At 61.8% G+C, this 22972-nt stretch carries 25 protein-coding genes; 8 read left to right on the top strand and 17 right to left on the bottom strand.

What is annotated here, in order from left to right; genetic code table 11:
- Positions 1-26: 26 nt before the first annotated feature.
- The 3 genes from WH91_RS06945 (at position 27) to WH91_RS06935 (ending at position 1601) form a co-directional block, all read left to right on the top strand.
- Entirely contained in the window at positions 27-368 is a 342-nt protein-coding gene (locus WH91_RS06945) for a helix-turn-helix transcriptional regulator (RefSeq protein ID WP_046170273.1), read from the top strand.
- A gap of 118 nt (positions 369-486) precedes the next feature.
- Positions 487-1059, top strand: coding sequence for a DUF1214 domain-containing protein (locus WH91_RS06940; protein WP_046170272.1), 573 nt, complete (start codon positions 487-489; stop codon positions 1057-1059).
- Complete coding sequence (locus WH91_RS06935; protein ID WP_046170271.1) at positions 1056-1601, top strand: DUF1254 domain-containing protein; 546 nt, start codon at positions 1056-1058, stop codon at positions 1599-1601. The genes WH91_RS06940 and WH91_RS06935 overlap by 4 nt, the downstream gene beginning before the upstream one ends.
- Here WH91_RS06935 and WH91_RS06930 read toward each other — a convergent pair.
- From WH91_RS06930 to WH91_RS06920, 3 genes are all read right to left on the bottom strand, one after another.
- Positions 1598-2770: a GAF domain-containing sensor histidine kinase gene (locus WH91_RS06930; RefSeq protein ID WP_046170270.1), complete on the bottom strand. Its 1173-nt coding sequence runs from the start codon at positions 2768-2770 to the stop codon at positions 1598-1600. The two genes, WH91_RS06935 and WH91_RS06930, sit on opposite strands and share 4 nt — an antisense overlap.
- Positions 2771-2879: 109 nt before the next feature.
- Positions 2880-4073 (bottom strand): chromate efflux transporter, encoded by a 1194-nt coding sequence (chrA, locus tag WH91_RS06925; RefSeq protein WP_046170269.1) that lies wholly within the window; start codon positions 4071-4073, stop codon positions 2880-2882.
- A gap of 41 nt (positions 4074-4114) precedes the next feature.
- On the bottom strand, positions 4115-4936 hold the full coding sequence (locus WH91_RS06920; protein WP_143078074.1) for a hypothetical protein: 822 nt from the start codon (positions 4934-4936) through the stop codon (positions 4115-4117).
- A 367-nt stretch (positions 4937-5303) separates the two neighbouring features.
- Between WH91_RS06920 and WH91_RS06915 the strand changes: the two genes are divergently transcribed.
- Positions 5304-6449: a DUF2336 domain-containing protein gene (locus WH91_RS06915; protein WP_046170267.1), complete on the top strand. Its 1146-nt coding sequence runs from the start codon at positions 5304-5306 to the stop codon at positions 6447-6449.
- Positions 6450-6628: 179 nt separating this feature from the next.
- Here the strand turns inward: WH91_RS06915 and WH91_RS06910 are convergent, their stop codons facing one another.
- Genes WH91_RS06910 through WH91_RS06900 form a run of 3 tightly spaced genes read right to left on the bottom strand, consistent with a single transcriptional unit; the run spans position 6629 to position 9870 of the window.
- Positions 6629-6961, bottom strand: coding sequence for a DUF1491 family protein (locus WH91_RS06910; protein WP_046170266.1), 333 nt, complete (start codon positions 6959-6961; stop codon positions 6629-6631).
- Complete coding sequence (locus WH91_RS06905) at positions 6962-8104, bottom strand: peptidoglycan-binding domain-containing protein (RefSeq protein WP_046170265.1); 1143 nt, start codon at positions 8102-8104, stop codon at positions 6962-6964. It abuts the gene before it with no gap.
- Positions 8101-9870: a PAS domain-containing sensor histidine kinase gene (locus tag WH91_RS06900; RefSeq protein ID WP_052952650.1), complete on the bottom strand. Its 1770-nt coding sequence runs from the start codon at positions 9868-9870 to the stop codon at positions 8101-8103. Before WH91_RS06900 ends, WH91_RS06905 begins: the two co-directional genes overlap by 4 nt.
- Before the next feature lie 377 nt (positions 9871-10247).
- Between WH91_RS06900 and WH91_RS06895 the strand changes: the two genes are divergently transcribed.
- On the top strand, positions 10248-10556 hold the full coding sequence (locus tag WH91_RS06895; protein ID WP_046170264.1) for a hypothetical protein: 309 nt from the start codon (positions 10248-10250) through the stop codon (positions 10554-10556).
- A gap of 142 nt (positions 10557-10698) precedes the next feature.
- Entirely contained in the window at positions 10699-11124 is a 426-nt protein-coding gene (locus WH91_RS06890) for a SufE family protein (protein WP_046170263.1), read from the top strand.
- Position 11125: 1 nt separating this feature from the next.
- Here WH91_RS06890 and WH91_RS22520 read toward each other — a convergent pair whose 3' ends face one another.
- From WH91_RS22520 to mbhE, 11 genes are all read right to left on the bottom strand, one after another.
- Positions 11126-12187 carry an acyltransferase family protein gene (locus WH91_RS22520; RefSeq protein ID WP_052952649.1) on the bottom strand — a complete coding sequence of 354 codons (1062 nt, stop codon included), beginning with the start codon at positions 12185-12187 and terminating at the stop codon, positions 11126-11128.
- Positions 12188-12239: 52 nt separating this feature from the next.
- Positions 12240-12710, bottom strand: a complete 471-nt coding sequence (locus tag WH91_RS06880; protein ID WP_052952648.1) for a DUF6456 domain-containing protein — start codon at positions 12708-12710, stop codon at positions 12240-12242.
- Positions 12700-13074, bottom strand: coding sequence for a helix-turn-helix domain-containing protein (locus WH91_RS06875; RefSeq protein ID WP_052952647.1), 375 nt, complete (start codon positions 13072-13074; stop codon positions 12700-12702). The genes WH91_RS06880 and WH91_RS06875 overlap by 11 nt, the downstream gene beginning before the upstream one ends.
- A gap of 171 nt (positions 13075-13245) precedes the next feature.
- On the bottom strand, positions 13246-13671 hold the full coding sequence (locus tag WH91_RS06870; RefSeq protein ID WP_046170262.1) for a Ros/MucR family transcriptional regulator: 426 nt from the start codon (positions 13669-13671) through the stop codon (positions 13246-13248).
- Positions 13672-13796: 125 nt separating this feature from the next.
- Positions 13797-14153, bottom strand: a complete 357-nt coding sequence (gene mnhG / locus WH91_RS06865) for a monovalent cation/H(+) antiporter subunit G (RefSeq protein ID WP_046170261.1) — start codon at positions 14151-14153, stop codon at positions 13797-13799.
- Positions 14150-14443, bottom strand: a complete 294-nt coding sequence (locus tag WH91_RS06860) for a monovalent cation/H+ antiporter complex subunit F (protein ID WP_046170260.1) — start codon at positions 14441-14443, stop codon at positions 14150-14152. The genes mnhG and WH91_RS06860 overlap by 4 nt, the downstream gene beginning before the upstream one ends.
- Positions 14440-14919, bottom strand: a complete 480-nt coding sequence (locus tag WH91_RS06855) for a Na+/H+ antiporter subunit E (protein WP_046170259.1) — start codon at positions 14917-14919, stop codon at positions 14440-14442. Before WH91_RS06855 ends, WH91_RS06860 begins: the two co-directional genes overlap by 4 nt.
- A complete protein-coding gene (locus WH91_RS06850; RefSeq protein ID WP_046170258.1) occupies positions 14916-16472 on the bottom strand; it encodes a proton-conducting transporter transmembrane domain-containing protein in 1557 nt (518 codons plus the stop codon). Before WH91_RS06850 ends, WH91_RS06855 begins: the two co-directional genes overlap by 4 nt.
- Positions 16473-16850 carry a Na+/H+ antiporter subunit C gene (locus WH91_RS06845; protein WP_046170257.1) on the bottom strand — a complete coding sequence of 126 codons (378 nt, stop codon included), beginning with the start codon at positions 16848-16850 and terminating at the stop codon, positions 16473-16475. It lies immediately after the preceding gene.
- On the bottom strand, positions 16850-17275 hold the full coding sequence (locus tag WH91_RS06840) for an MnhB domain-containing protein (protein WP_046170256.1): 426 nt from the start codon (positions 17273-17275) through the stop codon (positions 16850-16852). Before WH91_RS06840 ends, WH91_RS06845 begins: the two co-directional genes overlap by 1 nt.
- Positions 17272-19611, bottom strand: coding sequence for a hydrogen gas-evolving membrane-bound hydrogenase subunit E (gene mbhE, locus WH91_RS06835; RefSeq protein ID WP_046170255.1), 2340 nt, complete (start codon positions 19609-19611; stop codon positions 17272-17274). The genes WH91_RS06840 and mbhE overlap by 4 nt, the downstream gene beginning before the upstream one ends.
- A gap of 395 nt (positions 19612-20006) precedes the next feature.
- Between mbhE and WH91_RS06830 the strand changes: the two genes are divergently transcribed.
- Both WH91_RS06830 and WH91_RS06825 read left to right on the top strand, forming a co-directional pair.
- A complete protein-coding gene (locus WH91_RS06830) occupies positions 20007-22103 on the top strand; it encodes a S9 family peptidase (protein ID WP_046170254.1) in 2097 nt (698 codons plus the stop codon).
- Positions 22104-22222: 119 nt separating this feature from the next.
- Entirely contained in the window at positions 22223-22831 is a 609-nt protein-coding gene (locus WH91_RS06825; protein ID WP_046170253.1) for a superoxide dismutase, read from the top strand.
- Positions 22832-22972 lie beyond the last annotated feature (141 nt).

Genomic DNA, 22972 nt, shown 5'->3' with positions numbered 1-22972 from the left:
AGAGCCCATGTTGAAGGAGGCCAGTAATGAACGAGATGGTGACGATACCGCGCGAAGAATATGAGCGCCTGCGCGAGGCTGCCGAGGATTTGGCGGACATCGCGGCCTACAATCGCATCAAAGCGGACCTGGCTTCTGGGCGAGAGGAACTCATCCCGTCCGAATTTGTCAATCGCATGATCGATGGCGAGAGCCCGCTTCGGGTCTATCGCGACTTCCGGGGCATGACGCAGTCGTCCCTTGCTATCGCCGCGGGCGTCAATCGTGTCCAGATCGCCGACATCGAAGCCAAGCGCAGCAATGGCTCCATCGAAACCATGCGCAAGCTCGCCGAGGCATTGCGCGTCACCATCGACGATCTCGTTTAGCCGGAGCGGCACCTTCGCCCTTCCGAACACTTGCCCCCCTTGCTATAGGCTTGGGCAGCCATTTCGCGCGCAGGTTTCGCCGCCCATGTCACTCATCGCCTGCCAGAGCCACTGACCAGTGCGCTTCGTCTTCTACCTTTTGATGATGATCGCCGTGGCCTTGGTTGTGGGCTTCGGCTTGAGCTATTACGCCCTGACCGACGGGCGGCTATTCGGCGTGGCGCAGGTTGGCCCATGGCACGCCTGGCCCGATGTCGGCGCAAGCGCCCCCAATCCCTACACACGCGGCCATCTGGCCCGTACTGCCGCCTTCGAACTTGGCCAGGCTGAGGGCCTGCAGTTCACCGCCACCAGCGACAGCGACGGGCAGGCGCTTAGCCGCGATTGCAGCTATAGTGTGCAGGGCAAGACGCCGCTCGCCACGTTCTGGACGCTGGTTGCGCTCGACGACGCAGGCGTCAACATCGCTGCCCCCGACGTGGCGCCCGCCATGCACAGCGCCAATATCGTGCGCACCAACGAGGGCGACATCCAGATCAATATCGGCACGCGGCTGATGCCGGGCAACTGGCTCGAATTGACCGGCGAAGGCTCATTCAAACTCGTGCTCAGCCTCTACGACACCGCCGTGTTTTCAGGCTTCTCAAGCGACGAATCCATGCCGGTGATCCTGCGCGGAGACTGCGCATGATCCGGCCCCTACTTTGGCTGGTTGCCGGCGCCGTGCTCGGCGGCATCATCCACATTTTCGTCATTCTGATGCTGCCGGCTTTGGCCGAGCAGTCGGTCTGGACCCGCGTGGCCGAGATCGATACCGACAATCGCATGGCGATCCTGCCCCCGGTAAAGGCAGGCGAGGCCAATCCACTCGGTCTCGATCCCGAGCTGGTCTATGGCCTCTGCCGCGTCGATCTCAGCCAGGGTCCGGCCTATGTCAAAGGCACCCTGCCCGATGCATTCTGGTCAGTGGCCTTGTTCAACCAGTCCGGCATTATCGCCTACTCGACCACCAATCGCGACGGCATCGGTCAGGTGCTGGATCTCGGCATTTTCAACGCCAGCCAAACGCGCCTGCTGGCGCAGCAGCAGCTCGATGTCGCAGAAGGCCTGCTGGTCGTCGAATCCACCAGCGACAAGCTGCTCGTCCTGGTGCGCCTGGCCCCGCCTCATGACGTGGTACGGGGGCGGTTCGAACGGTCGTTGGCCAATGTGACCTGCGGTACGCGGCCCTAGCCGGTCGGCATGCTGAAGGTGAAGCGGGTCTCATCCGCGGTGGAACTGACCGCGATGGTCCCGCCATGCGCCTCGGCGATCTGGCTGGCAATGTAGAGACCAAGCCCCAGACCGGACCGGCCAGCGCTGCCCGAGGGGCGTGAAAAGGGCTGAAACAGCTCGGCATGCAAATGGGCGGGAATTGCCTCGCCGCCGTTGACGATCGACAGCAGGAAACTGCCGCCATTGGCGCTAGCCTCGACTTCGACTGGCAGCTCCGGCGCGCCGTGGGTCAGCGCATTTGCCAGGAGGTTGGAAAATAGCTGCGCCACCCGAACAGGATCTGCATGCACCGGCGTTTCGCAATCGATCCGCGCCAGGATTTCGCGGTCGGGATTGGCGAGGCGCAGTTCTTCGATCACCTGCAGCAGCGCCGGCCGCATATCGCCGCGCACCTTGGCGAGCTCGATACCACTGCCCAGGTGGCCGCTGGCGAAGTCCATTACATTGCTGATCAGCGATTCCATGCGCACGACGGCGCCTTGCATCAGGGTGACGATGCGCGTCGCCTTGTCGTCGAGCGGGGTCTTAAGCAACATGTTGGTGCCTGAGCCAATGGCAGCCAGCGGATTGCGCAGGTCGTGTCCCAGTACGCCGATGAACTGCTCGCGCAATTCGGCCATCTGGCGTTCGCTGGCCAGGCCGGCCCGGGCCAACGAAACGTTGTCCACCGAGTCCAGTTGTGCCGAAATGAGCTGCGCAAACATCTCGAACATGCCGATTGTGACCGGATTGTTCAGCTTGGCCGGGTTTGGATCGATGGCGCAAAGCGTGCCGAACAACGAGCCGTCCTGCCGCACGATAGGCATCGAAATATAGGACTGAAAGCCGTATTGCAGCGGCGAACGGTGCGTGCGGAAAGCCTCATCCTCCGCCACATGGTCGATCACCACGGCCTTTCCGCTATCGCGGATATCGTTGCAGATGGTGCTCACCAACTCAAGTTCGCCGCCGGGTGCCAGGCCGAAGTCGATCTTGTCCAGCACCTGGCAGACAATCCAGCGGTCCTCCGTGACTCGCGCCACGGCGGCGAAGCCCATGCCGGTGGTCTGGCAAATCACGTTGAGGATCGTGTTGACCGCGTCGATACGGGCCACGGCGTCGATGTCGGTTTGGAAATCGTGGCTCATGGCAATCCGATGCGGTCCCGACACAGACTAACCCGGCGGCCAGCGCTTGTCATGCTGCTGCGCGGCGCAAATATTCACCACGCGCCCACTTTCCCGACAGGGCGGTATGTTACCGCATCAAGCCTAGGGCGCCACCGCCGAGCGCCAGCGCGAACACTACAATCCAGGGCGGCACCTTCCACAATACCAGTGCGACAAAGCCTGCCACGGCCAGTGCGATATCAATCGGTCCTAGAATGGCGTTGGTCCAGACCGGGTCATAGAGGGCGGCCGCCAGAATACCGACCACGGCAGCATTGGCGCCGCGCATTGCAGCTTGAGCCATGGGCTTGCCACGCAGTCCGTCCCAGAAGGGCAGTGTGCCCACGAGCAATAGCAGCCCGGGCAGGAAGATCGCCACCAGCGCTATGACTGCCCCGGCAATGCCATTGCTGACAGTGCCGAGATAGGCAGCGAAGGTGAACAGCGGCCCCGGCATGGCCTGTGTCGCGCCATAGCCCGCGAGAAAGCTGTCCTTGCTGACCCAACCAGTCGCCACGGTCTCGGCATCGAGCAACGGCAACACCACATGGCCGCCGCCAAACACCAGGGCGCCGGCGCGATAGAAAGCGTCGAAAAGCACGATTTCCTGCCCGCCGACAGTGGCCAGCAATGGCAGGCCGACCAGCAAGACGCCAAACACCAGCAGGCAAATCGCCCCGGCTAGCGGCGAGACCGGAAAACGCATCACATGCGTCACCGGAATAGCCGGCCCGCGGCACAGCACCACTCCTGCCAGACCACCGAAAACGATGGCGACCACCTGCCCCGCCGATCCAGCCAACGCGATTACCACGACAATAGCCACCAGTGCGATGCCCGCGCGTTGCAGGTCCGGCGTCAGGCTCCTCGCCATGCCCCAGACCGCCTGGGCCACTACGGCAACCGCCACGATCTTGAGCCCCTGCAACACGCCCTGCGCCACCGGCCCATCGAGTGCGCCAGCGCCAAGCGCAAACAGCACGAGAAAGATCGCCGAAGGCAGGGTAAATCCGGCCCAGGCGGCAAGTGCGCCAAGCGGCCCGGCACGCCACAGGCCCAGCGCAAATCCAACCTGGCTCGAAGCCGGCCCGGGCAAAAACTGGCACAGTGCCACCAGGTCGCCATAGGCGCTTTCGCCGATCCAGCGTCGGCGCGTCACGATTTCGTCGTGGAAATAGCCGAGGTGCGCGATCGGTCCGCCAAACGAGGTCAGCCCGAGCTTGAGGAAGGCGAGGAACACCTCGCCCGCACTGCCGCTTTTCTGAACCTCGATGTCGTTCACCCTGCCCTCCGCTCGGTCTTGTTGCGGCGCGTGTTAAAGCTCTATTTGGGCAGCACGACCTCCTGATCGCCACTACGTTGGTAGCGTGACGGTATGACGACACCGCCGCCGGTCAGGTGAGCCGTGCCATTGCCACAGAAATCATACCGATTGGCGCGCGCCACGAAAGCCGACAGACGCCGCAGCGCCTCGTCCACCGCCAGCGATTGCTCATGCGGGGTTTCCACCAGCAGGTTGTCGAGTGCGAAGTCATAACTGTCATTGCGGTAGTTCAGGGCGCGGACAAACCAGGCGATGAAGGCGTCGTTCTCATATTTGCGGGCCCGCATATTGTCGCCCATGGCCGGCGGCAATCCGTTGCTCAACCCGGAGTAGGCCACGGCCCGCTGCCGGTCGACCTCGATCACCGCGCAGATCGCGGCAAAGGTCGTGGGCAGCGTGTCGATGTCAGCCGCGATATGGCGGCCCACCGCAGAATAGCGCGTGCGCGAGGACTGGTACTCGGTGCGCTTGAGCCAGGCATAGTAGCGTTCGACCGTGTAGTGCTGGTCCTTGTTGGGGGGGATGATCCGCGTGCGCTGCAGTTCCACCGAGCTGTCGAACACCCAGTCCTTGGCATGCGCCGCAACAAGGAAGCGCCAGACGCGATCATGCATCTCCTCTTCCTGGTCGGTCTTGTTGAAATTGGAGACAGGCTCCCCACGCAGGCTGGAAGCGGCATTGCCGGCCGCCGGCATGGCCGCGTCATGGGTCCAGCTGGGCGCCGCGCGGCCGAAATCCCCCACCGGCCTCGCGACGGGTGAACAAGCAACCAGCAACGCGGCCAAAGCCAGCGCCGTCGTCAGGCGAAATAATCTATCCACGCTTGCGCTTGGGCCGCGTAGGATCAAGCCCCGAAATGGGCTGCTGTAATGTCCCACGTTCATAACGTACCCCAGTGAAAATCAAGATCTGGGCCTTGCCGGGCATTGGTGATGCACCGGCTTTGACGGCGCGCGGCCGCTGATCGAATTTGACGAGCTTTCCCAAGCTGTCCTCCAAATGGCTCGCTCGGCCGGTCCCATCGGCAGCAGCGTTTCGCGTTACAATCAGTTGATGCGACACCCCTCGCAACTCACTGCTCATGGGGCCATTAAGAGAACGTCAAGGTTAACAGTCTGCTAACGAATTGGCGGCAAGAGTGGGCTTGCATCAAATGTGATGCGATTCCGAAGTGACGGTCCCCGAAAAATGCTTGGTTTTCAGCCCTACGAGACGTTTCAACTGCTCATCGAGACGGGTGGCGTCGACCGTACGAACACCTTGCTGATCGCTGCCTGCGACGCTTATGCCCGTCGTGGCAGGCCAACGCCTCCCGAAATGGAACAGTTTGAAGCCCTAGCCGGGCGCCTGTTCCCCATCGCCGGCAGTCAGGCCAAGGCCAAGGGCGCCGCTATTTTGGGACGCGCCGAGATGTTGTCTTCAGCACTGGAGCAGCTGGTGATCGACAATATCGGCGAAGACCTCATCAGCTTCCTGGCATCCGCCAAGGAGCTGTCCGAGCCTACCATGCTCGAAATTATCGCCCGCTATGACGTGCCGGCGGCCGCCACTATCGCGGCCCGCCCGGACCTTTCCAATGTGGTCCTGGCCAAGCTGTTCCAGATGAATTCGCGCAAGGTTTACCGCGCCCTTGCCTCCAACATCGCCATCGTGCCGCGCGGCGCTTACCTGAGCGCGCTGGCCCGTTCGGCTCAGATGGACCACATGGTTGCCGAGGCCCTGGCCCAGCGCAGTGATTTCGACGCAGCGCTGCTGGCCCCCGCCTTCTTCGACCTGTCGGACGATCATCGCATCAAGGTCATCCGCTCGTTCATGCAGCGCGCGACACCGCCCGCACCGATCCGCAAGACCATCGAGCAGCTCTCTGTCGCCAATCAGGAACTGACCAAGGCGCTGATGAAGCTGTTCTCGGAAAACCGTCGTCCGGAAGTCACGCGCCTGCTCAGCCAGATCACCGGGCTGGATGAAGTGCGCTGCGGCCAGATTGCCCATGACGTAACCGGCGCCTCGCTGTTCGTCATCCTGCGCGCCTTCGGCTGCACCGCCTATGACGGGCTAAAGGTTTTGATCCACGCCACCAGCCACGACAATGACCGCTCCCGCGCACTGGCCGATTTCGCCACGATGTTCGGCAATGTCACGCCGGAATCCATGGCCTACCTGATGAGCGCATGGCGCGGCGAAGTGAACCTGCTCGAGCTCAACAAGCCCGAATACAAGCCCTTCACCGAAACCAGCCGCCGCACCCCGTCGCAACTGGCACCGGCCCATAATCCAGTGGTCGACCAGGCCATCGAAGCCCTCGCCCGCATCGGCGCCCGCCGCGCTGGTTAGGCTTGGAGACCTCCTGGTGAGCTTGTCGAACCACGAGGCCGGGCACCCAAATCGCGTCCACCCACCTCTCCTCCCTCGGACTTGATCCGAGGGCCGTTCATCGCTTGCGCCGTATGGAGAGTGGCCCTCGGGTCAAGCCCGAGCGAAAAAGCGGTTGTGGTGACCGCGTGCCCATTTAGCTAAGTCAAATCGATCCCAAGATCGTCGCCGCGCAGGTCGATGCTGATCACCCATAGATCGGGATCGAACTCGACCTCGCGGGCGATGCGCTCAGTTACCTTGGCCGGCTCTACCCGTTTGAATCTGCATTGAAACACCAGCCGGGCATCGTCCCGGTCGCTGGTCGATGGGGCGGGCGTGTATAGCGAGCGCGTGCCGTCTAGGTGGTCGACTTCGATGAAGACCTGTCCGGCAATGGGATCGCCACGTCGCGACACGACGCACATCTCGCCGAGATCATTGTGGCGCCGAACAAACACGCCGCACCACAGATCGCTGCGGAGCCTGGACACCTAGATCGAAGCGCCGGCTTGGCGGAGCAGCTCGACGAGGTCCGGGTTCACTTGACCGGTGACCTTGTAGCTGTGGAAATTCTCGAATTCCCGGATGGCGCGGGCAGTAGAATCGCCCGGATGCCCGTCGATCGATCCATGATAAAAGCCGAGGCTGGCCAGACCCTTCTGGATGTTACCGACCAGTTGGACATTGTTGGCCGGCAAGACGTTCGTATCGGCCACCGACTGCTGCGGCGCAGGCTCAGCCGCTACAGGACGCGGCGCCGCCATTGGTTCAAGCGAGGCAACCTGGATTGGGGCCGGTTCGACCGGAGCCAGCGAAGCGAGTAAGGGTCGCTGCGGCACTGGCGCGTTGGCCGTAGGCTCAGGCATGGAGCGGCCGCCATCGACGGCGGCAACGATCGAATCAATCGTGGTGGCAGCGGCATTGCCGATGGTGTCCACAGCCTGGTCGACCGGAGACAGCTCGGCAACGCGCGTAACGACGACATCGGCCTCTGGCACTGGCGCCACCGCTCGCTGCACCGGGGCGGGTGGTACTGGCTCTACCTGCTGCGCCACGGGGACCCTGCCAGCGGCATCCGATTTGAGGATCGCCTCGATTACTCCCGGCGTCAGCGCGCCGGTCGGCGTCATACCATTGCGCGTCTCGAAAGAGCGAATCGCCGAAGCGGTCATCGGGCCGTAGAAGCCATCCACCGCGCCATTGAACAGGCCGAGTTCGCTCAGCCGTTTCTGTACGGCAAAGGCGTCTTTGTTACCCACCGGACCGCCCGAAACTACGGCGGATGCCGGGGCGACCTGCGGCAGTGTGGCAACGCTGCCCGTCGTGTCATCGGACACCTCCGGCAGCACAGCGGTCCGCTCGACCGATGCGGGCTGCCCAACCGGAGCGACAAATGGCTGGGCGATCGGCACATCGAGCGCCGGCGAAAAGAACGGCGCCGGGTGGCGCGCGGTCTGGAAATAAAGGGCATTGCTGGCCGCGAGGGCGGTCAGCGTGACCATGGCCAACAGGCCGGTCGATGCCAGCGGAGCGCGCATGTAGCGCGACACAGTCCAAAGTCCGGCACGGCCCAGCGTGGCCGCGACAGCACTGCCCGCCAATAGAGGCAGGCGCGAGAAGGTGGTTACCGTCATTGCGCTTTTCTTTTTTCGTCTTGCCATGGGTGTATCTGAGCAGCTGTCGGCTCTTTGCGGAAGGGCGTTACGGAGCCAGTTTCTTCGGTCTTTATTGCCGGACCGTTTATGGGCAGCAAAACTGTCACGGTTGTCCCCGCTCCAATCTCGGACATGGCCCTCAGGGTACCCTTATGCAGGTCCACGAGGCCTTTGACGATAGACAAGCCTAGGCCGGTTCCCTCGTAGCGGCGGGACAAGCCGTCCTGCACCTGGAAGAAGGCCTCACCAATTCGCTCCAGCGATTCGGGCGCCATGCCGACACCATTGTCGCTGACCGAGAGATTAAGGCTTTGGCCCTGCCGCTTGAGGCTGACCGTCACCTTGCCATTCGGGTGGCTAAACTTGATGGCATTGGAAAGCAGGTTGATCAGGATCTGGCGGCATGCGCGCTCGTCGGCGACCAGCATCGGCAGCTGCCCGGCGATATCGGCGCTGAGCGTGATGTTATGCTTGTCCGCCATCGCCTCGACCATGCTCAAGCAGGGTGCGATCATATCTTGGACAAGAAAGGGCTCGGCCTGCAGTTCGAATTTGCCGGCCTCGATCTTGGACATGTCGAGCAGCATGCGAACCACTTCGATCAGATGCTTTCCGCTCTGGTGGATCAGTCCGGCATATTCGCGATGCGTTTCGGACAGTTCGCCGCCTATGCCGCTGGTCATCATTTCGGAGAAGCCGACGACCGCATTGAGCGGCGTGCGCAGCTCATGGCCGATGGTCGCAAGGAAGCGCGACTTGGCGGCAGAGGCTTCTTCGGCAATGCGCCGCGCCTCAACCATGGCTATTTCATTGTCCTTGCGGCTAGTGACATCGTGGAACAGGGCCACGACTTCATGGTGATGCTCGACCCGGTCGGGATCCACCACCGGCGACAGGCTGATTTCGACCCAGATGAAGCGGGGCACATTGCGGGCGCCGCGTGCATCGTCCTGGCGCATCCGCACTTCGAAAGTCCGGGTGCGGCCGCCCTGGTTAGCCTCGGCGAAGGCCTTGAGGTAGGCAGGCCGGTCGAGCACATGGATGCGATCGCTCAAGGTGCTGGTCGATAGCTCATAGCGACGGCAGCCGAACAACTGCTCGGACGAGCGCGAGGCCAGCAGAATGTCGCCCTCGCTGGAGAAACGGATCACCCCGTCCTGCACGTGCTCGATCAGGTGCCGATAAGCGGCCATCTGCGACTTGTCATAGACTTCGTAGGCTGCGTTGATGCGATTGGCGGTCTGCAGCACGATAGCCGTGGCGGCGCAGAATACTGCCACGTTGGTCGCCATCAGCACGGATTCCGCAATTGATACCGCCGGCAGCGACAGCATGCTCGCAAGCCCGGCGAGCGCAATGACACCCACCAGCATCACCCAACTCTGGCGCCGCAACGGCGTGCGTCCCACCAGTGCCGCGAGGATCGGCCCCATCACCGCAATGGCGAGGCCGGCATCGCCCAGTCGGGTATCGACTAGGGTCAGCAGGCAACCGATGACCAGCATCGCATAGACCTGCCCGGCGGCCGCCAGATCGAACAGTTTGCGCTGGTGCAACGACATGGTCACCATGCCGACGCTCAGGGCGAGAGCGGTGACGACGAAGGGAACCACGCTGCCGGTTACCAGCAGATAGATTGCGAAGGGCATGCCCAGCGCACTCAGCAGAATCAACAGGCGGGAATTGTTGGCGAGCGTCTCGCGGCGCAGTACTTCGGGCCGATGACCGTTCCCGGCTGCGGCCATAGGCATCTCTTTGCTTGCGCCGAAAGAGAATAAGCTACGCATACACATTACTCACTATCACGACGCCAGCAGTGGCGGATGCCGAGCATCCAGGGTGCGACCGCAACTGCGGTCCGCCTGAATGAGTCCAGGTCTCGTGGGGTCACCCTGCGTCCCAACAGCTAAATTCGCCCTTAAATACAGAGCCCTGCTGCGGCTCGACATCGCTCCAGGGCGGGCTTTCTCGGGTTAGCGTAAACAAGGTGTTGCCCTTGCTGAAATGACCGTGGGCATTTGTTTCAAATTTTATCTAAAAGTCCCAACGCGGTTTAACGACCTCTCCCTAATGTCGGTCTGGCAGGTCGCATCTGGCCCGCGAGAGATTTCCGGTATTGGCAATGTTCGTAGTGGTTCGCTCCCTTTTCTGGCTGACGGTCGCCTATATGGTGATCAAGCCCGGCGTTGATTTTCCGGATGCCAATGCCCTCTCACAGCAGGCCATGGCCGCGGGCAGCCGCGTCGTCGCCGAGCAGATCAGCACCATTCAATGCGACAGCTTGCAGTGCATCGGCGGCAAGGCCATTGCCGGGCATACGCTGGAAAGCATCACGCTACAGACCTCCCAGACCATCGCGACGCCCATGCATGAGACTTCGACGGTCAAGCTGGCGCCGGTTCCGAGAATGCGTCCGGACTGGGCAGGATAGAATACCAGTCCTCGTGTCACTTCCCCAAGCGACACCCCAACGAGCTCTGGTCCTGAGCCACAAGCACGCTGCCCCGTGCTTGTGGCCTTTTCTTTGCCATGCCGCTCTGGTATTGCCGCTGCGCGTTGATTAGGTAATCGAAATGAGCCAGCCCCAAGCCTTCCAGGACATTGCCGAAAACCTCTCCTTCCTCGACGATTGGGAAGACCGGCTGAATTACCTCATCGAGCTTGGGCAGGCGCTGCCGCAGATAGCTGAGGCCGACAAGACTGCCGAAAACAAGGTCAAGGGCTGCGTGTCAAATGTCTGGCTGGTGTCCAGCGTGGACCGCTCTGGCGGGCTGCCGGTCATGGGCTTCCGGGGCCAGTCCGATGCCATCATCACCAGGGGCTTGGTCGCCGTGCTCATCGCCCTCTATTCGGGCCGGCCAGCGACGGAAATCACCCAGACCGATGCTATCGAGTGGTTCAAGAAAGTTGGTCTCAGCGAGCATCTGGGCATGCAGCGCTCCAATGGCCTCGTCGCCATGGTCAACCGCATCCGCGCCGAAGGCAAAGCGCTGAGCTAAGCTATTCGGCCGGTACCGGCAGCGGGCGCTTCTTGCCAAACACGCCGTTGAAGAAGCGCAGCGCCGGCATTTCCACCCAGCGATACACCACGATCCCAGCTAGCGTGCCGCCGACGACCGAAACTGCGGCGATAAAGTAGTCCGCCCACAGGTCAGCCGGATCGAGCAGCTTGAATGCCAGGCCGGCGAGAATGGCGACCTCGTAGATGTGCACAAGATAGATCGAATAGGACGCGTCGCCGATCAGCTCAAGCAGGTGGATCCTGGGCAGCGCATGCTCAAAGCGCACCGCCAGCAGCACCAGAGCCGAGGCGAAGGCCGCAAGTCCGATAAAAGCCAGCCCGTCCTCAAGCAGCCCGCGATTAACGGAAAAACCCTCGACCAGCCCCACCAGGCCGATTAGGGCGACGGCGTACACCGCTGGCCGCGGCAGGGTCGTTATCCTGCCGCGCAAGGTCGCCAACCCAATCCAGGCACCGGCGCAAAATGCCAGCGGCATGAAGCTCGTATAGAACTCGGCAATAGCCGGCTCCGGCCGCAACATCGCGCCGATCGCCGTCAGCACCGAAAAAGCTACGGTCAGACCGATAACGCGGGCCTGCGCGCCGAGAAAGGCCAGCAGCGCAAAACAGACATAGAAGAACACTTCGTAGTTCAGCGTCCAGCCCAGTTTGTAGAGCGGATGAATTCCACCGCTGACCGGGTTGTGAAACGGAATGAACAGCAGCGACAGCACCAATTGGCCGGTATCATAGACCGTGGTCTTGAACAGGCTGGGCGCAAACAGTGCCAATCCGGCGGCAATCAGGGTCGCGCCCCAATACATCGGAACGATGCGGATGAAGCGGCGACGCAAGAAATCCATGGGAGAGAAACGGCCTTCCCCGGTCACTGCAACCATGATGAAGCCGGAAATCACGAAAAACAGGATGACGCCCATCCAGCCTAGCCGGCTATAGCCGAGGTGATGCCCGACCAGCGGATACAAGAGCGCGTGAGATGCCAGAACGAACATCGCCGCGAAGCCGCGCAGGTACTGAACCGAGATGAATTTGTGCCGCATCGCCCTTTGTAGCATGCTGGGGGATAGCCAATTATTACCGAACACTAGATGGTTATGGTAACTTCGCCGCGATCAGCGGCAGGCGCTGCTCCAGCCAGTTTTGCGCCGGTACGCGCTCCCCGCCCGTCGCATGCGGCGCCAGTCCGAACTGGGCGGCAAGCTGGTCGAGCCCGATGCGCAACACCAGCTTGGCACTGCGCCGCGGCCAGCGCCGTTCGGTCTCGATCACTTGCAACCCCTTGCCGAGGCCGTAACAGTCGATCAGCACGCCCCAGCAATCGGGCGGCAACATCCCCGCCAGGCGGTTGAGCTTCTGGCGGGCGGCGGCGGCACTGTCGCTGCCGGTCTCGACGCTATTGGCGCCCCGGTTCCCGCCACCGGCACTGGCCGGATTATACGACATGGTCACCCGTGGCATCAGCTGTGCCCGCAATATCAAGCGTTCCAACCGCTCCGCCGCCGCCAGATGATGCGGCCCGAGAAAGGCATCTCCCGCGCCATCGCCGGGCGCCCTAGCGGACATGGTCCACCTCCGTCGCCATGGAGGTTTCCAGTTGTAGCTCCAGCGCACACACCTCCTCGTCAAAGCGCGGATCATCGCGCATATCTTCGATCAACGCACAGGCATATGAGACAGTTGTCCTATCTCGCCCGAAGGCTTTGCCGATTTCGGCTAAGCTGCGGCCATAGACGACATGGGACAGATACATCGCCAGCTGGCGAGCCCGCGCTGCGCCACGGCGGCCTCGGTTGGCGTCGGTAAGCAGCCGTATTGGAACGCTTTTTTGTTGAGCTACCAGGGCAATCACCCGATCGCAGTTGCGCTGAGCGGTGGCGCCCCAAGGCACGGCGTGCTGGATCGTCGAGGGAAAAGGAGTGTGGTGCATGTGCCTGCCTCGCTGTGTATCAGGATTTAATTCCTACATACTGCGATAGGCAAGAGCGGAGGGGGATAAGTCTGTAGAAAGTCAAACGGCCGCCCTGGTGGGCGGCCGTTTGAGGCTGGTTCTCGCCGGGGTCCGGATGGACGCGACGTCTCGTAGTGGATGTAGGGTAAGTTAGGCAGCAGCCTTGCGGCCGAGCCCGTTATCCTTGGCAAGCTTGGAGCGCGTAGCCGAATAGTTGGGAGCAACCATTGGGTAATCGGCAGGCAAGCCCCACTTCTCGCGGTATTCTTCCGGCGAGAGATTATAATGCGTGCGAAGGTGGCGCTTCAGCGACTTGAACTTCTTGCCGTCTTCGAGGCAGATGATGTAGTCGGCAGCAACAGACTTGCGAACCGGCACGGCAGGCTTCAATTCTTCGACGGGCACCTGCACTTCGTTGTTCTGAAGCGCACGCAGAGCACCGTGAACTTCGGCAATCAGCTTGGGCAAATCAGTCACACTGACCGAGTTGTGGCTCACGTAAGCAGAGACGATGTCGGTGCTGAGCTCGATAAGATCGTGCTCGTAACCCGTCGCCGATCCGGCGATGTCACTCATAATTCAACCTTTCATTATTTTTCTTGGGTCGTCACGGTGGCGGCCACGACCATCTTTCATCTCTAAGACTGTTCATTGTGCTTCGCAACCCAGTATGCCCGATTAACATGCTACGAAGTCTCAGTTCATTTCTGTGAATCTGGGCTTCTTTTTGAATTTAGTTGCGCAACTGCCTTGTTCACAGGTGTTTGATCAGTGACGTGATAATTGGCTCTTGCTAGCAGATGAGCCGCAACTGGCGTGGTGAGCAGTAAGAATACAATGCCGATAATTGCGCGCAGGGCTATGCCTGCGTCAAAGCACAGCAGCGCAACTGCCAGCAAAACCAGCCCTCCGCCGACTGCACCCGCCTTGGAGGCTGCATGCATGCGCGTAAGGAGGTCGGGCAGTCGCAACACTCCGATGCTCGCAATCAGGCTGAATGCTGCGCCAAAAACCAGGATTACGCACCCGGCATAAACTGCAATGTCGGAGATCGTCATTGCGGCCCCTCCGACGTAACCCGCGACAAGATGTAGCGCGCCAGAGCGATGGTCGCTACAAAACCGAGCAGCGCCAGTGCGATGGCAATGTCGAGATACAGCATCAGCCCGGTGCGAATCGCCGCCGTACCGACAAAACCCATGGCCACCACCGTCATCAGGTCCAGCGCCAGCACCCGGTCGGCCAACGTAGGCCCGATGATGATCCGCACCGTTGATAGCAGCAGCGCCAGAGCAAGCATGATCAGAGCGATGAAAGTCGCGAGAGAAAGCGCGTCAGCCGGCGTCATGCATAAAGCTCCCGCACCTTGGCCTCGAAGCCACCCGCGATCTCAGCAATCACCGCTTCCGGCGACTGCGCGTTCAATACATGGACATAGAGTATCGACCGGTCGGCGCTGACATCAATGCTGAGCGTGCCGGGCGTCAGCGTGATGAGATTGGCCAGTAGCGTGATCTCCGCATCCGACTTTACGCTGAGCGGAAAGGCTACCACCTTCGGGCGCAAAGCCGATCTCAGATTCGGCGTCAGTACTACGATCGCCACGCGGACAGCACTGACCGCCAGTTCATAGAAAAACAGCAGCGTCAGCGACAGGAACTGCCGGATCTTGCGCAAGGCCCGGGGCGGGGCAAAGGCCGTCCGCAGCAGTGATACTGCCAGCGCGCCGATAGTCGCGCCCAGCAGCAGGTTGAGCCCCGAAAAATTGCCGGTGATGGCTGCCCAAAGCAGCGCCAGCATGAGCACAATCACAGCCACGGTCATGGCGCTACTCCCGCAAGTCCGACGGCTTCGACGTAGCGCGCTGGATCGATCATGTCAGGCGCGCCGACGGCCAAAATTTCAAACAGCCCATTGGGCCAAAGCCCTGCCGCGACGATCAGCGCGGCGAGAGCCGCTGTAGCGCCAAAGCCGGTCCAAACCGCGCCGCGTGCCATCGGCAGCACCGTTGCCCCGCCGGGAGCAGGACGCCAGAACACATGCGCCCACAGCCGCGAGCCGGCAATCAGCGTCAGCACGGCGTTGATCAGCAGCGCGCCAGCCAGCAGGCCACCGCTCCAGCCGCCCTGCCCCAAACTCGCCTGCAGCAGTAGCAGCTTGGGCCAGAAGCCCAGGAATGGCGGCACGCCCGCAGTGGCGAGGATCAGCACCAGGAACAGGATCGACAGCGGCGCACTTGCTGCATAGAGCCCGCCCATATGCCTCGTATCGGTCGCCCCGGTTGCCCGCTCGATCAGCCCGGCCACCAGATAAAGCGCGGTCATGGTCAGCATGGCGTGGAATACATACAGCCCCGCCCCGCTGACGCCCTCTAGCGACGGCACGGCCACGCCCGCCAGCACCGACCCAATCCCACCGATCACCAAAAAGCCTATGGCCCGCCGCAGATTGGTTTCGGCAATAGCGCCCAGCGGCGCGATCAGCAGCGTTGCCGCCGCGATAGCCACCAGCACTGGCTCAAGCAAATCCCGGCTGGCCGGAAGCACGACGACGAGGCTGCGCAACAGCGCGTAGGCTCCAACCTTGGTCAGCAAGCCGGCCAATAAAGCCGAAATAGCCGCCGGTGGTGTATGATAGGACGCCGGCAACCAGGCATTAAGCGGAAAAGCTGCAGCCTTCATGCCGAAAGCCAGCAGCAATATGCCAGCAATCGTCGCTATTGCCGCAGGGTTTGCCAGCGGCGCCCCGCGCAGGATATCGGCCATGTTGAGGGTGCCGAGCAGGCCATACAGCAGGCCCAGTGCCAGCAGGAAAAATGCTGTCGCCAGGAAGTTGAGGAAGCCGTATTTTACAGCGCCATCAAGCTGTAAGGGCCGTCCGCCCAGCACCATCAGGCCGAAGGAAGCGATCAGCATCACCTCGAACCAGACGTAGAGATTGAACAGATCGCCGGTCAGGAACGAGCCGGTGACGCCGGCCAGAAGCAGCAAAACCATGGCGTGGAAATTGTCGTCCACACCCTGACCGCGCTCGCCTTCGGCGTAGACCAAAACCACCAGCGTCACGACGGATGCGGCCAGTGCAAAGCCGGCGCCGAACAGGTCAGCGACGAAGGAAATACCGAACGGCGGCAGCCATTTACCCATGGTCATGCTGAGCGGGCCGCTCTCGAAAACCCGCAGCAGCAGAGTGATTTCGCAGGCAATTATGGCGACTACGACCAGCATCGCCAGTAAGAAGCACAGGTTAGCCGTTTTACGCAGCATCAGCGCCGCCGCTGCGCCGAGCAAGGCCAAAATAAGCGGCAAAACCAGCACCCAATCGGCAACTGCCGTGGTGGTCTGGATTAGCGCATCGGTTAACACAAACGTCCCCATCTAGTAGCTCAGCGGCGGATTGGGCTCATCCACCGGTTCGGCGACGCGCATCGTATCTGTATTGTCGGCATCGAGTGTTTGATAGGCCCGGAAGGCCAGCACCAGCAGGAAGCTGAACACGGCAAAACCGATGACGATGGCGGTCAGGATCAGCGCCTGCGGCAGCGGATTGGCGACGGGGCCATCTGGCTGATTCAATCCGGCTGGAACGATAGGGGCGGCAGCACGAGTCAACCGGCCAGCGGTGAAGATCAGCAGGTTCACGCCATTGCCGAACACCACCAGCCCGAGCAGCATGCGGATGACCGAGCGCGACAGCAGCAGGTAAATCCCCGCCGCGATAAAACACCCGACCAGCGCCGCGAGCACGTAATCCATCAGCTTGCCTCCCCACCATCGGCTTCGAGGCCAAGCGAAATCGCCGAGATGGTACCGAACACCACGAGGAACACCCCGATATCGAACACCATCGGCGTCGAGAGCGGCACCACGGTCTCTCCCAGTTCGAGATACAGCCAGATACTGGTCATGAAGGGCGAGCCGGTGAACAATGAGGCCAGCCCCGACAGCCCGGCGATGAACACGCCAAAGCCAGCGATGGACAGCGGATCAAAACGCAATGCGCGCCGGGTCGCTTCTGCGCCGTTGGCCATGCCGAGGATGGCGATAGCCGATGCGGCGATCAGCCCGCCGATAAAGCCACCGCCCGGCTCGTTATGGCCGCGCAGGCAGATATAGACGGCGAAAACCAGCATGATGGCGACAATCAGCGGCGCCATGGTGCGGAAAATGATGGTGTTCATGCCACAGCCTTTCGTCGGCGCAGCAGCGCCGTGATTGCCATGCCGGCACCCATCACCACCGAAATTTCGCCCAGCGTATCAAAGCCACGATAATCAACCAGGATAACGTTGACGATATTGGCGCCATGAGCGATCGGCACGCTGGTGGCGATGAACAGTTCGGACAGGCGCGTGTCAAGATCGCCACTCAGCACCACCATCAGCAACAGGCTGACGCCCACGCCGCAGACCAGCGCCAGCATGCCGTCGCGGGCCAGGTCTTCCAACTCGCGATGATCGCGCTCGTCGAGCCGCAGCCGCGTCATCACCAGCGCCAGGATCACCACCGACAGCACCTCAACCATGAACTGGGTAAAGGCTAGGTCCGGCGCCCCGAACAGCAGGAAGATCAGCGCCACCGCCGCGCCCTGGATGCCCAGGGCGACGATGGCGATCAGCCGGCTCGGCGCCAGCACAACCGCGACGAGGCCGACCAGCGCCAGCGCGACCACGCCCCACTCATAAATCGTCAGTTGCGGCCAGGCGAGCTTGGCCGACCAGTTGCCCAGATCGCTTGTCGGCAGCAGCACCGCATAACCACCGAGCAGAGCCATCGGCACGATCAGCGCCAGCGCCAGTGCGGCAAACACCGTGACCAGATAAATCTCGAGCTTTCCATGGTGCAAGAACCGTGTCACCGCGGCCGAAAAGCCGATCAGCCCGAACATCAGTGCATCGAACACCGTGTCCGCCGTCCAGCCTAGCCCGGTTTCAAGCCGCCGCAGCAGCGTGCGCAGCGTCGCCATCTTGCGATAAACCAGTAGGCCGAGCACCCAGGTCAGCACCGACAGCCAGATCAGCGGATTGGCCGGATTGATCGTCAACGACAGGTGGCTTTCGACCGGTGTTGCGAGGATAGCAGAAGCGCCCGGCTGCAGCACAGTCTGCCCCAGCCAATCCGGCATCACGGCGGCAACGATACCCGCCGCGCCCAGAATGATCGGTCCCGCCAGCATGGCGATGGGCGCTTCGTGCAGGGCTTTTGGCGTCGGGAGCGTTGGCCCGAGGAACGGCTTCACCATGACGAGCATGGCCACACCCGCCAGCGTGGCGTTGCCAGCCACCAGCACCGCGAGGACGACGATATCGTCCCAGCGCCACGCCAGCAGCCCGAGATACATCTCTTCCTTGGCGTAATAGCCGAGAGTAAGCGGCAGCCCGATCATCGCCAGGCTTGCCAGCGCGGCGCCGATAAAGGTCACCGGCATCCGGTCGGCCAGCCCACTCAGCACGGTGACGTCGCGCGTGCCTGCTTCGTGGTCGACGGCCCCGACCACCATGAACAGCGCAGCCTTGTACAGCGCGTGGGCGACAAAATAGATCACTACTGCGGATACCGCATAAGTCGAGCCCAGGCCCAGCAGCAATACCGATAGTCCTAGCGAGGCGATGGTGGTTTGCGCCAGCATCTGCTTGAGATCGGTCTGGCGCAGCGCACCCAACGCGCCCCAGATCAGCGTCGCGCCGCCGAAACACACCAATATCCAGGTCCAGGCTGCGGTGCCGCCCAGCCACGGCATGGTCCGCGCCAGCAGGTAAACGCCGGCCTGCACCATGGTCGCCGAGTGAAGAAATGCCGAAACCGGGGTTGGCGCCTCCATGGCATTGGGCAGCCAGAAATGAAACGGCACCTGCGCCGATTTGGTGAAAGCCGCAAGCAGGAAGCACCCGAGCACCGAGCCATATAAGGCCGTGCCTCGCACCTCGTCCCCCGAAGCGCTCAGGTCCCAAACGCCGGTCATCTGATGCACCAGCAGCACGCCCACCAGCAGGGCCATGCCGCCGATATTGGTGATGACCAGCGCCTGGATGGCGCCACGCCGCGCTGCCATCCGGGTATGATCGAAGCCGATCAGCAGGAATGAGGTGACCGAGGTCAGCTCCCAGAACATGAACAGCGCCAGCATGTTATCGGCAAGCACCAGCCCCAGCATGGCGCCCATGAAAGCCAGCAGGAAGCCGAAAAACCGCCCGAGATGTGGATGGCCCTTCAAATAGGCGCCGGCATACAGCACGACCAGTGTGCCAATGCCGGAGATAGTCAGTGCGAAGATCAGGCTCAGCCCGTCGACGAAAAACGACAGGTCGAGATCATAGGCGGGGACCCAGGCGATGCGGGCCGAAACCGATCCAGTCGCCAGCACCGGGTCGATCAGCGTCAATAGAAACAGAAATATCCCGCCCGGCACCAGCGCCAGCACCCATCCGCCAAAGGGCTTGGCGAAGCGATGGACCCACGGCGCCAGCAACGCGGCCGCAAATGGCCAAATAGCCACCAGCGCAATGCTTGCGTCCATGCCGAGCTCCAAGACCGATACTCCCGCCGCACCGACTCTTCTGGCCGGGTTGGCAAGACCTTAAACAATGAGGTGCGGCGGACAAGCCAAAACGGGGTGACACGCGCGAGGTATGGGGGAAAACAAGAATGATAGTTCTCGCCCAAACCACCCCCACCCTCATTCCGTCCCCACAAGGGGGAGGGAGGCGATGAACACTGGCCTTTGAGCTGGCGCCTCCCTCCCCTGAATGGGCTTCGAACCATCCCGAAGGGCAAATCGCTCCAGTGGAGCGATTTGAGGCGAGAAGGAATGAGGGTGGGGTGATGGGGCCACAAAGGCGCAGTTTCTTGCACCCCTTCCCTAAGTCCCGGCGCGGCCCTATGTGAGTGGACCCCGCCTTTCTGGATCCACCCATGACCAAGACCACGCCTCCTGTTGCTGCCCGCAAGCCGCATTCCGCCACGTTCCATAACATCCAGCGGGATGACCCATACCATTGGCTGCGTGCGGATAACTGGCAGGAGGTGATGCAGAGGCCCGAGACGCTGGACCCGGAAATCCGCTCCTATCTCGATGCCGAGAACAGCTATTTCGAGGCCGAGTTCGGCAAGCCGACCGAGGCGCTGCAGGACACGATCTACAAGGAAATCCGCGGCCGCATCAAAGAGGACGACAGCGGCATGGCCTCGCCGGACGGCCCCTTCGCCTATAATTCGCGGATGCTGGAGGGCAAGCAGTATCCCCTTATCGTCCGCACCGCCCGCGATGGCGGCCCCGAGAGCATCCTGCTCGATTGCAATGTCGAAGCCGGCGACGCGTATTTCGGCTTTGCCGGGGCCGAGCATGATCGCTCCCACCGCTACCTCGCCTGGGCCGCCGACCGCGCCGGCTCGGAATATTATGATATCGTGATCCGCAACCTCGATACCGGCATGGACAGCGGCGAGGTCATTGTCGAAACCGCCGGCTCCTACGTCTGGACCAATGATTCCAGCGCCATCTACTACACCGAATATGACGACAACCACCGCCCTTACCGGGTCAAGCTGCACACTATCGGCACCGATCAGGCCAATGACCCGATCATCTTCGAGGAAAAAGACCCCGGCTTTTTTGTCGGCGTCGGCCGCACCCTCTCCGACAAGTTCATCGTCATCGACGCGCATGACCACCAGACCTCGGAATGCTGGCTGATCGATGCAGAACTTGGCGGCGAACCACGCGTGGTTTCCCCGCGCCTGACCGACCGCGAATACGACATCGAGGAGCGCGACGGCCTGCTCTATATCCGCACCAATGCCAACGGCGCCGAGGACTTCAAGGTCGCGATCGCGCCCGTCGACAGTATGGGCGCCGAGAACTGGAGCGACCTGATCCCACACCAGCAAGGCGTGCTGATCCTCGACACCGTGGTGATCAAGAACCACCTGCTGCGCCTCGAGCGCTTCGAGGGCCTGCCGCGCATCGTGGTGCGAGACCTGCGCACCGACAAGGAAGAGACCGTTGAATTCGACGAGGAAGCCTATTCGCTCGGCATGTCCGTCGGCTACGAGTTCGATACCTCGGTGTTCCGCCTGACATATTCGTCGCCGACAACGCCGTCACGCACCTATGACATGGACCTCGAAACCGGCACTCGCACCCTGCTTAAAGAGCAGGAAGTGCCGTCTGGCCACAATCCGGACCATTACGAAACCCGCCGCCTGTTTGCCACTGCCCCCGACGGTGAGCAGGTCCCCGTGACGGTGCTTTATCGCAAGGGCACCAAGCTCGACGGCTCCGCCCCGGCGCTTCTGTATGGCTACGGCGCCTATGGCATGTCGATGCCGGCCGCCTTCTCAATCTCGGCGCTGTCGCTGGTCGATCGCGGCTTTGTGCATGCCACAGCCCACATTCGTGGCGGCATGGAAAAGGGCTATCGCTGGTATGTCGGCGGCCGTCGCGAGCACAAGACCAACACCTTCACCGATTTCATCGCTTCGGCCGAAATGCTGATCAGCGACGGCTACACCGCCAAGGGCCGCATCGTCGCCCAGGGCGGCTCGGCCGGCGGCATGCTGATGGGCGCCATCGCCAACCTGCGCCCCGACCTGTGGGGCGGCATTCTCGCCCAGGTGCCGTTTGTCGATGTGCTCAACACCATGCTCGATGAGACGCTGCCGCTCACTCCGCCCGAATGGCCCGAGTGGGGCAATCCGCTGGCTTCGGCCGGGGATTATGCCCGCATCGCCGCCTACGCACCCTATGAGCAGGTCGCGGCACAAGATTATCCGCCGATTTTCGCGCTTGCTGGCCTGACCGATCCGCGCGTCACCTACTGGGAACCCGCCAAATGGGTCGCCAAGCTGCGCGCAACCAAGAGCGGCTCGGCGCCCTTATATCTCAAGACCAATATGGGCGCCGGCCATGGCGGAGCTTCAGGGCGCTTCGATCGCCTCAAGGAAACCGCCATGTGCTACGCCTTTGCGTTAAATGCCGTCGGTTTGGAAGGATCGTTCCCCGGCAAATGATTGCTGTGCCGTCACAATCGTCTTATATATTTTACCAAGGGCCAGTTTGGAAAACCCGTGGACGGATTTTCCAAAGCGGCTCGATCACCTCAGCGTCTAATCCACAAATGGAGGCCTAAATGTCGACCAAGTTCACTCTGCCGCCCCTGCCCTATGCCTATGATGCGCTCGGCCCCTACATGTCGGCTGAAACGCTGGAGTTTCACCATGACAAGCATCACCAGGCCTATGTGACCAATGGCGAAAAGCTGCTCGAAGGTTCGGGTCTCGAAATCCTGCCGCTCGAAGACATCGTCAAGGAAAGCTACGGCAAGAATGCCGGCCTGTTCAACAATGCCGGCCAGCATTACAACCATATTCACTTCTGGAACTGGATGAAGCCAAACGGCGGCGGCAAGAACCTGCCCGCGAAGCTGCAGGCAGCTGTCGATTCTGATCTCGGCGGCTTCGACAAGCTCCGCGCCGATTTCATTGCAGCCGGCACCACGCAGTTCGGCTCCGGCTGGGCCTGGATTTCGCTCAAGAACGGCAAGCTCGAAATCACCAAGACGCCGAACGGCGAGTCGCCGCTGGTCCATGGTGGCAAGCCGATCCTGGGTGTCGACGTGTGGGAGCACTCCTATTACATCGACTACCGCAATGCCCGTCCGAAGTACCTCGAAGCCTGGTTCGACAGCCTGGTGAACTGGGAACACGTCGAACTGCTGTTCGAAGAAGCCAAGGCTTAGTTTTCTAGGGGTTACCCCCACCCAACCTTCCCCAGGTCGATTTCTGGTATAGTGGCTCCCATCACCCCACCCTCAATCCCTCCCCATTCAGGGGAGGGAGGCGCTAGCTGAAACGCCAGTGTTCATCGCCTCCCTCCCACC

It is taken from the genome of Devosia psychrophila (assembly GCF_000971275.1).
Classification (GTDB): domain Bacteria; phylum Pseudomonadota; class Alphaproteobacteria; order Rhizobiales; family Devosiaceae; genus Devosia; species Devosia psychrophila.
The sequence above is the reverse complement of the archived record's forward strand: the minus strand, read 5'-3'. Positions and strand labels throughout refer to the sequence as shown.

Coding starts and splice junctions, on each gene's coding strand:
- WH91_RS06860 (WP_046170260.1), bottom strand. CDS start 14,443: ATGACGCCGGCTGACGCGCTTTCTCTCGCGACTTTCATCGCTCTGATC.
- WH91_RS06825 (WP_046170253.1), top strand. CDS start 22,223: ATGTCGACCAAGTTCACTCTGCCGCCCCTGCCCTATGCCTATGATGCG.
- WH91_RS22520 (WP_052952649.1), bottom strand. CDS start 12,187: ATGCGGCACAAATTCATCTCGGTTCAGTACCTGCGCGGCTTCGCGGCG.
- WH91_RS06930 (WP_046170270.1), bottom strand. CDS start 2,770: ATGAGCCACGATTTCCAAACCGACATCGACGCCGTGGCCCGTATCGAC.
- WH91_RS06880 (WP_052952648.1), bottom strand. CDS start 12,710: ATGTCCGCTAGGGCGCCCGGCGATGGCGCGGGAGATGCCTTTCTCGGG.
- WH91_RS06830 (WP_046170254.1), top strand. CDS start 20,007: ATGACCAAGACCACGCCTCCTGTTGCTGCCCGCAAGCCGCATTCCGCC.
- WH91_RS06845 (WP_046170257.1), bottom strand. CDS start 16,850: ATGGATTACGTGCTCGCGGCGCTGGTCGGGTGTTTTATCGCGGCGGGG.
- WH91_RS06890 (WP_046170263.1), top strand. CDS start 10,699: ATGAGCCAGCCCCAAGCCTTCCAGGACATTGCCGAAAACCTCTCCTTC.
- WH91_RS06905 (WP_046170265.1), bottom strand. CDS start 8,104: ATGACGGTAACCACCTTCTCGCGCCTGCCTCTATTGGCGGGCAGTGCT.
- WH91_RS06935 (WP_046170271.1), top strand. CDS start 1,056: ATGATCCGGCCCCTACTTTGGCTGGTTGCCGGCGCCGTGCTCGGCGGC.
- mbhE (WP_046170255.1), bottom strand. CDS start 19,611: ATGGACGCAAGCATTGCGCTGGTGGCTATTTGGCCATTTGCGGCCGCG.
- WH91_RS06945 (WP_046170273.1), top strand. CDS start 27: ATGAACGAGATGGTGACGATACCGCGCGAAGAATATGAGCGCCTGCGC.
- WH91_RS06900 (WP_052952650.1), bottom strand. CDS start 9,870: ATGGCCGCAGCCGGGAACGGTCATCGGCCCGAAGTACTGCGCCGCGAG.
- WH91_RS06895 (WP_046170264.1), top strand. CDS start 10,248: ATGTTCGTAGTGGTTCGCTCCCTTTTCTGGCTGACGGTCGCCTATATG.
- WH91_RS06915 (WP_046170267.1), top strand. CDS start 5,304: ATGCTTGGTTTTCAGCCCTACGAGACGTTTCAACTGCTCATCGAGACG.
- WH91_RS06850 (WP_046170258.1), bottom strand. CDS start 16,472: ATGGGGACGTTTGTGTTAACCGATGCGCTAATCCAGACCACCACGGCA.
- WH91_RS06875 (WP_052952647.1), bottom strand. CDS start 13,074: ATGCACCACACTCCTTTTCCCTCGACGATCCAGCACGCCGTGCCTTGG.
- mnhG (WP_046170261.1), bottom strand. CDS start 14,153: ATGACGATCTCCGACATTGCAGTTTATGCCGGGTGCGTAATCCTGGTT.
- WH91_RS06840 (WP_046170256.1), bottom strand. CDS start 17,275: ATGAACACCATCATTTTCCGCACCATGGCGCCGCTGATTGTCGCCATC.
- WH91_RS06870 (WP_046170262.1), bottom strand. CDS start 13,671: ATGAGTGACATCGCCGGATCGGCGACGGGTTACGAGCACGATCTTATC.
- WH91_RS06855 (WP_046170259.1), bottom strand. CDS start 14,919: ATGACCGTGGCTGTGATTGTGCTCATGCTGGCGCTGCTTTGGGCAGCC.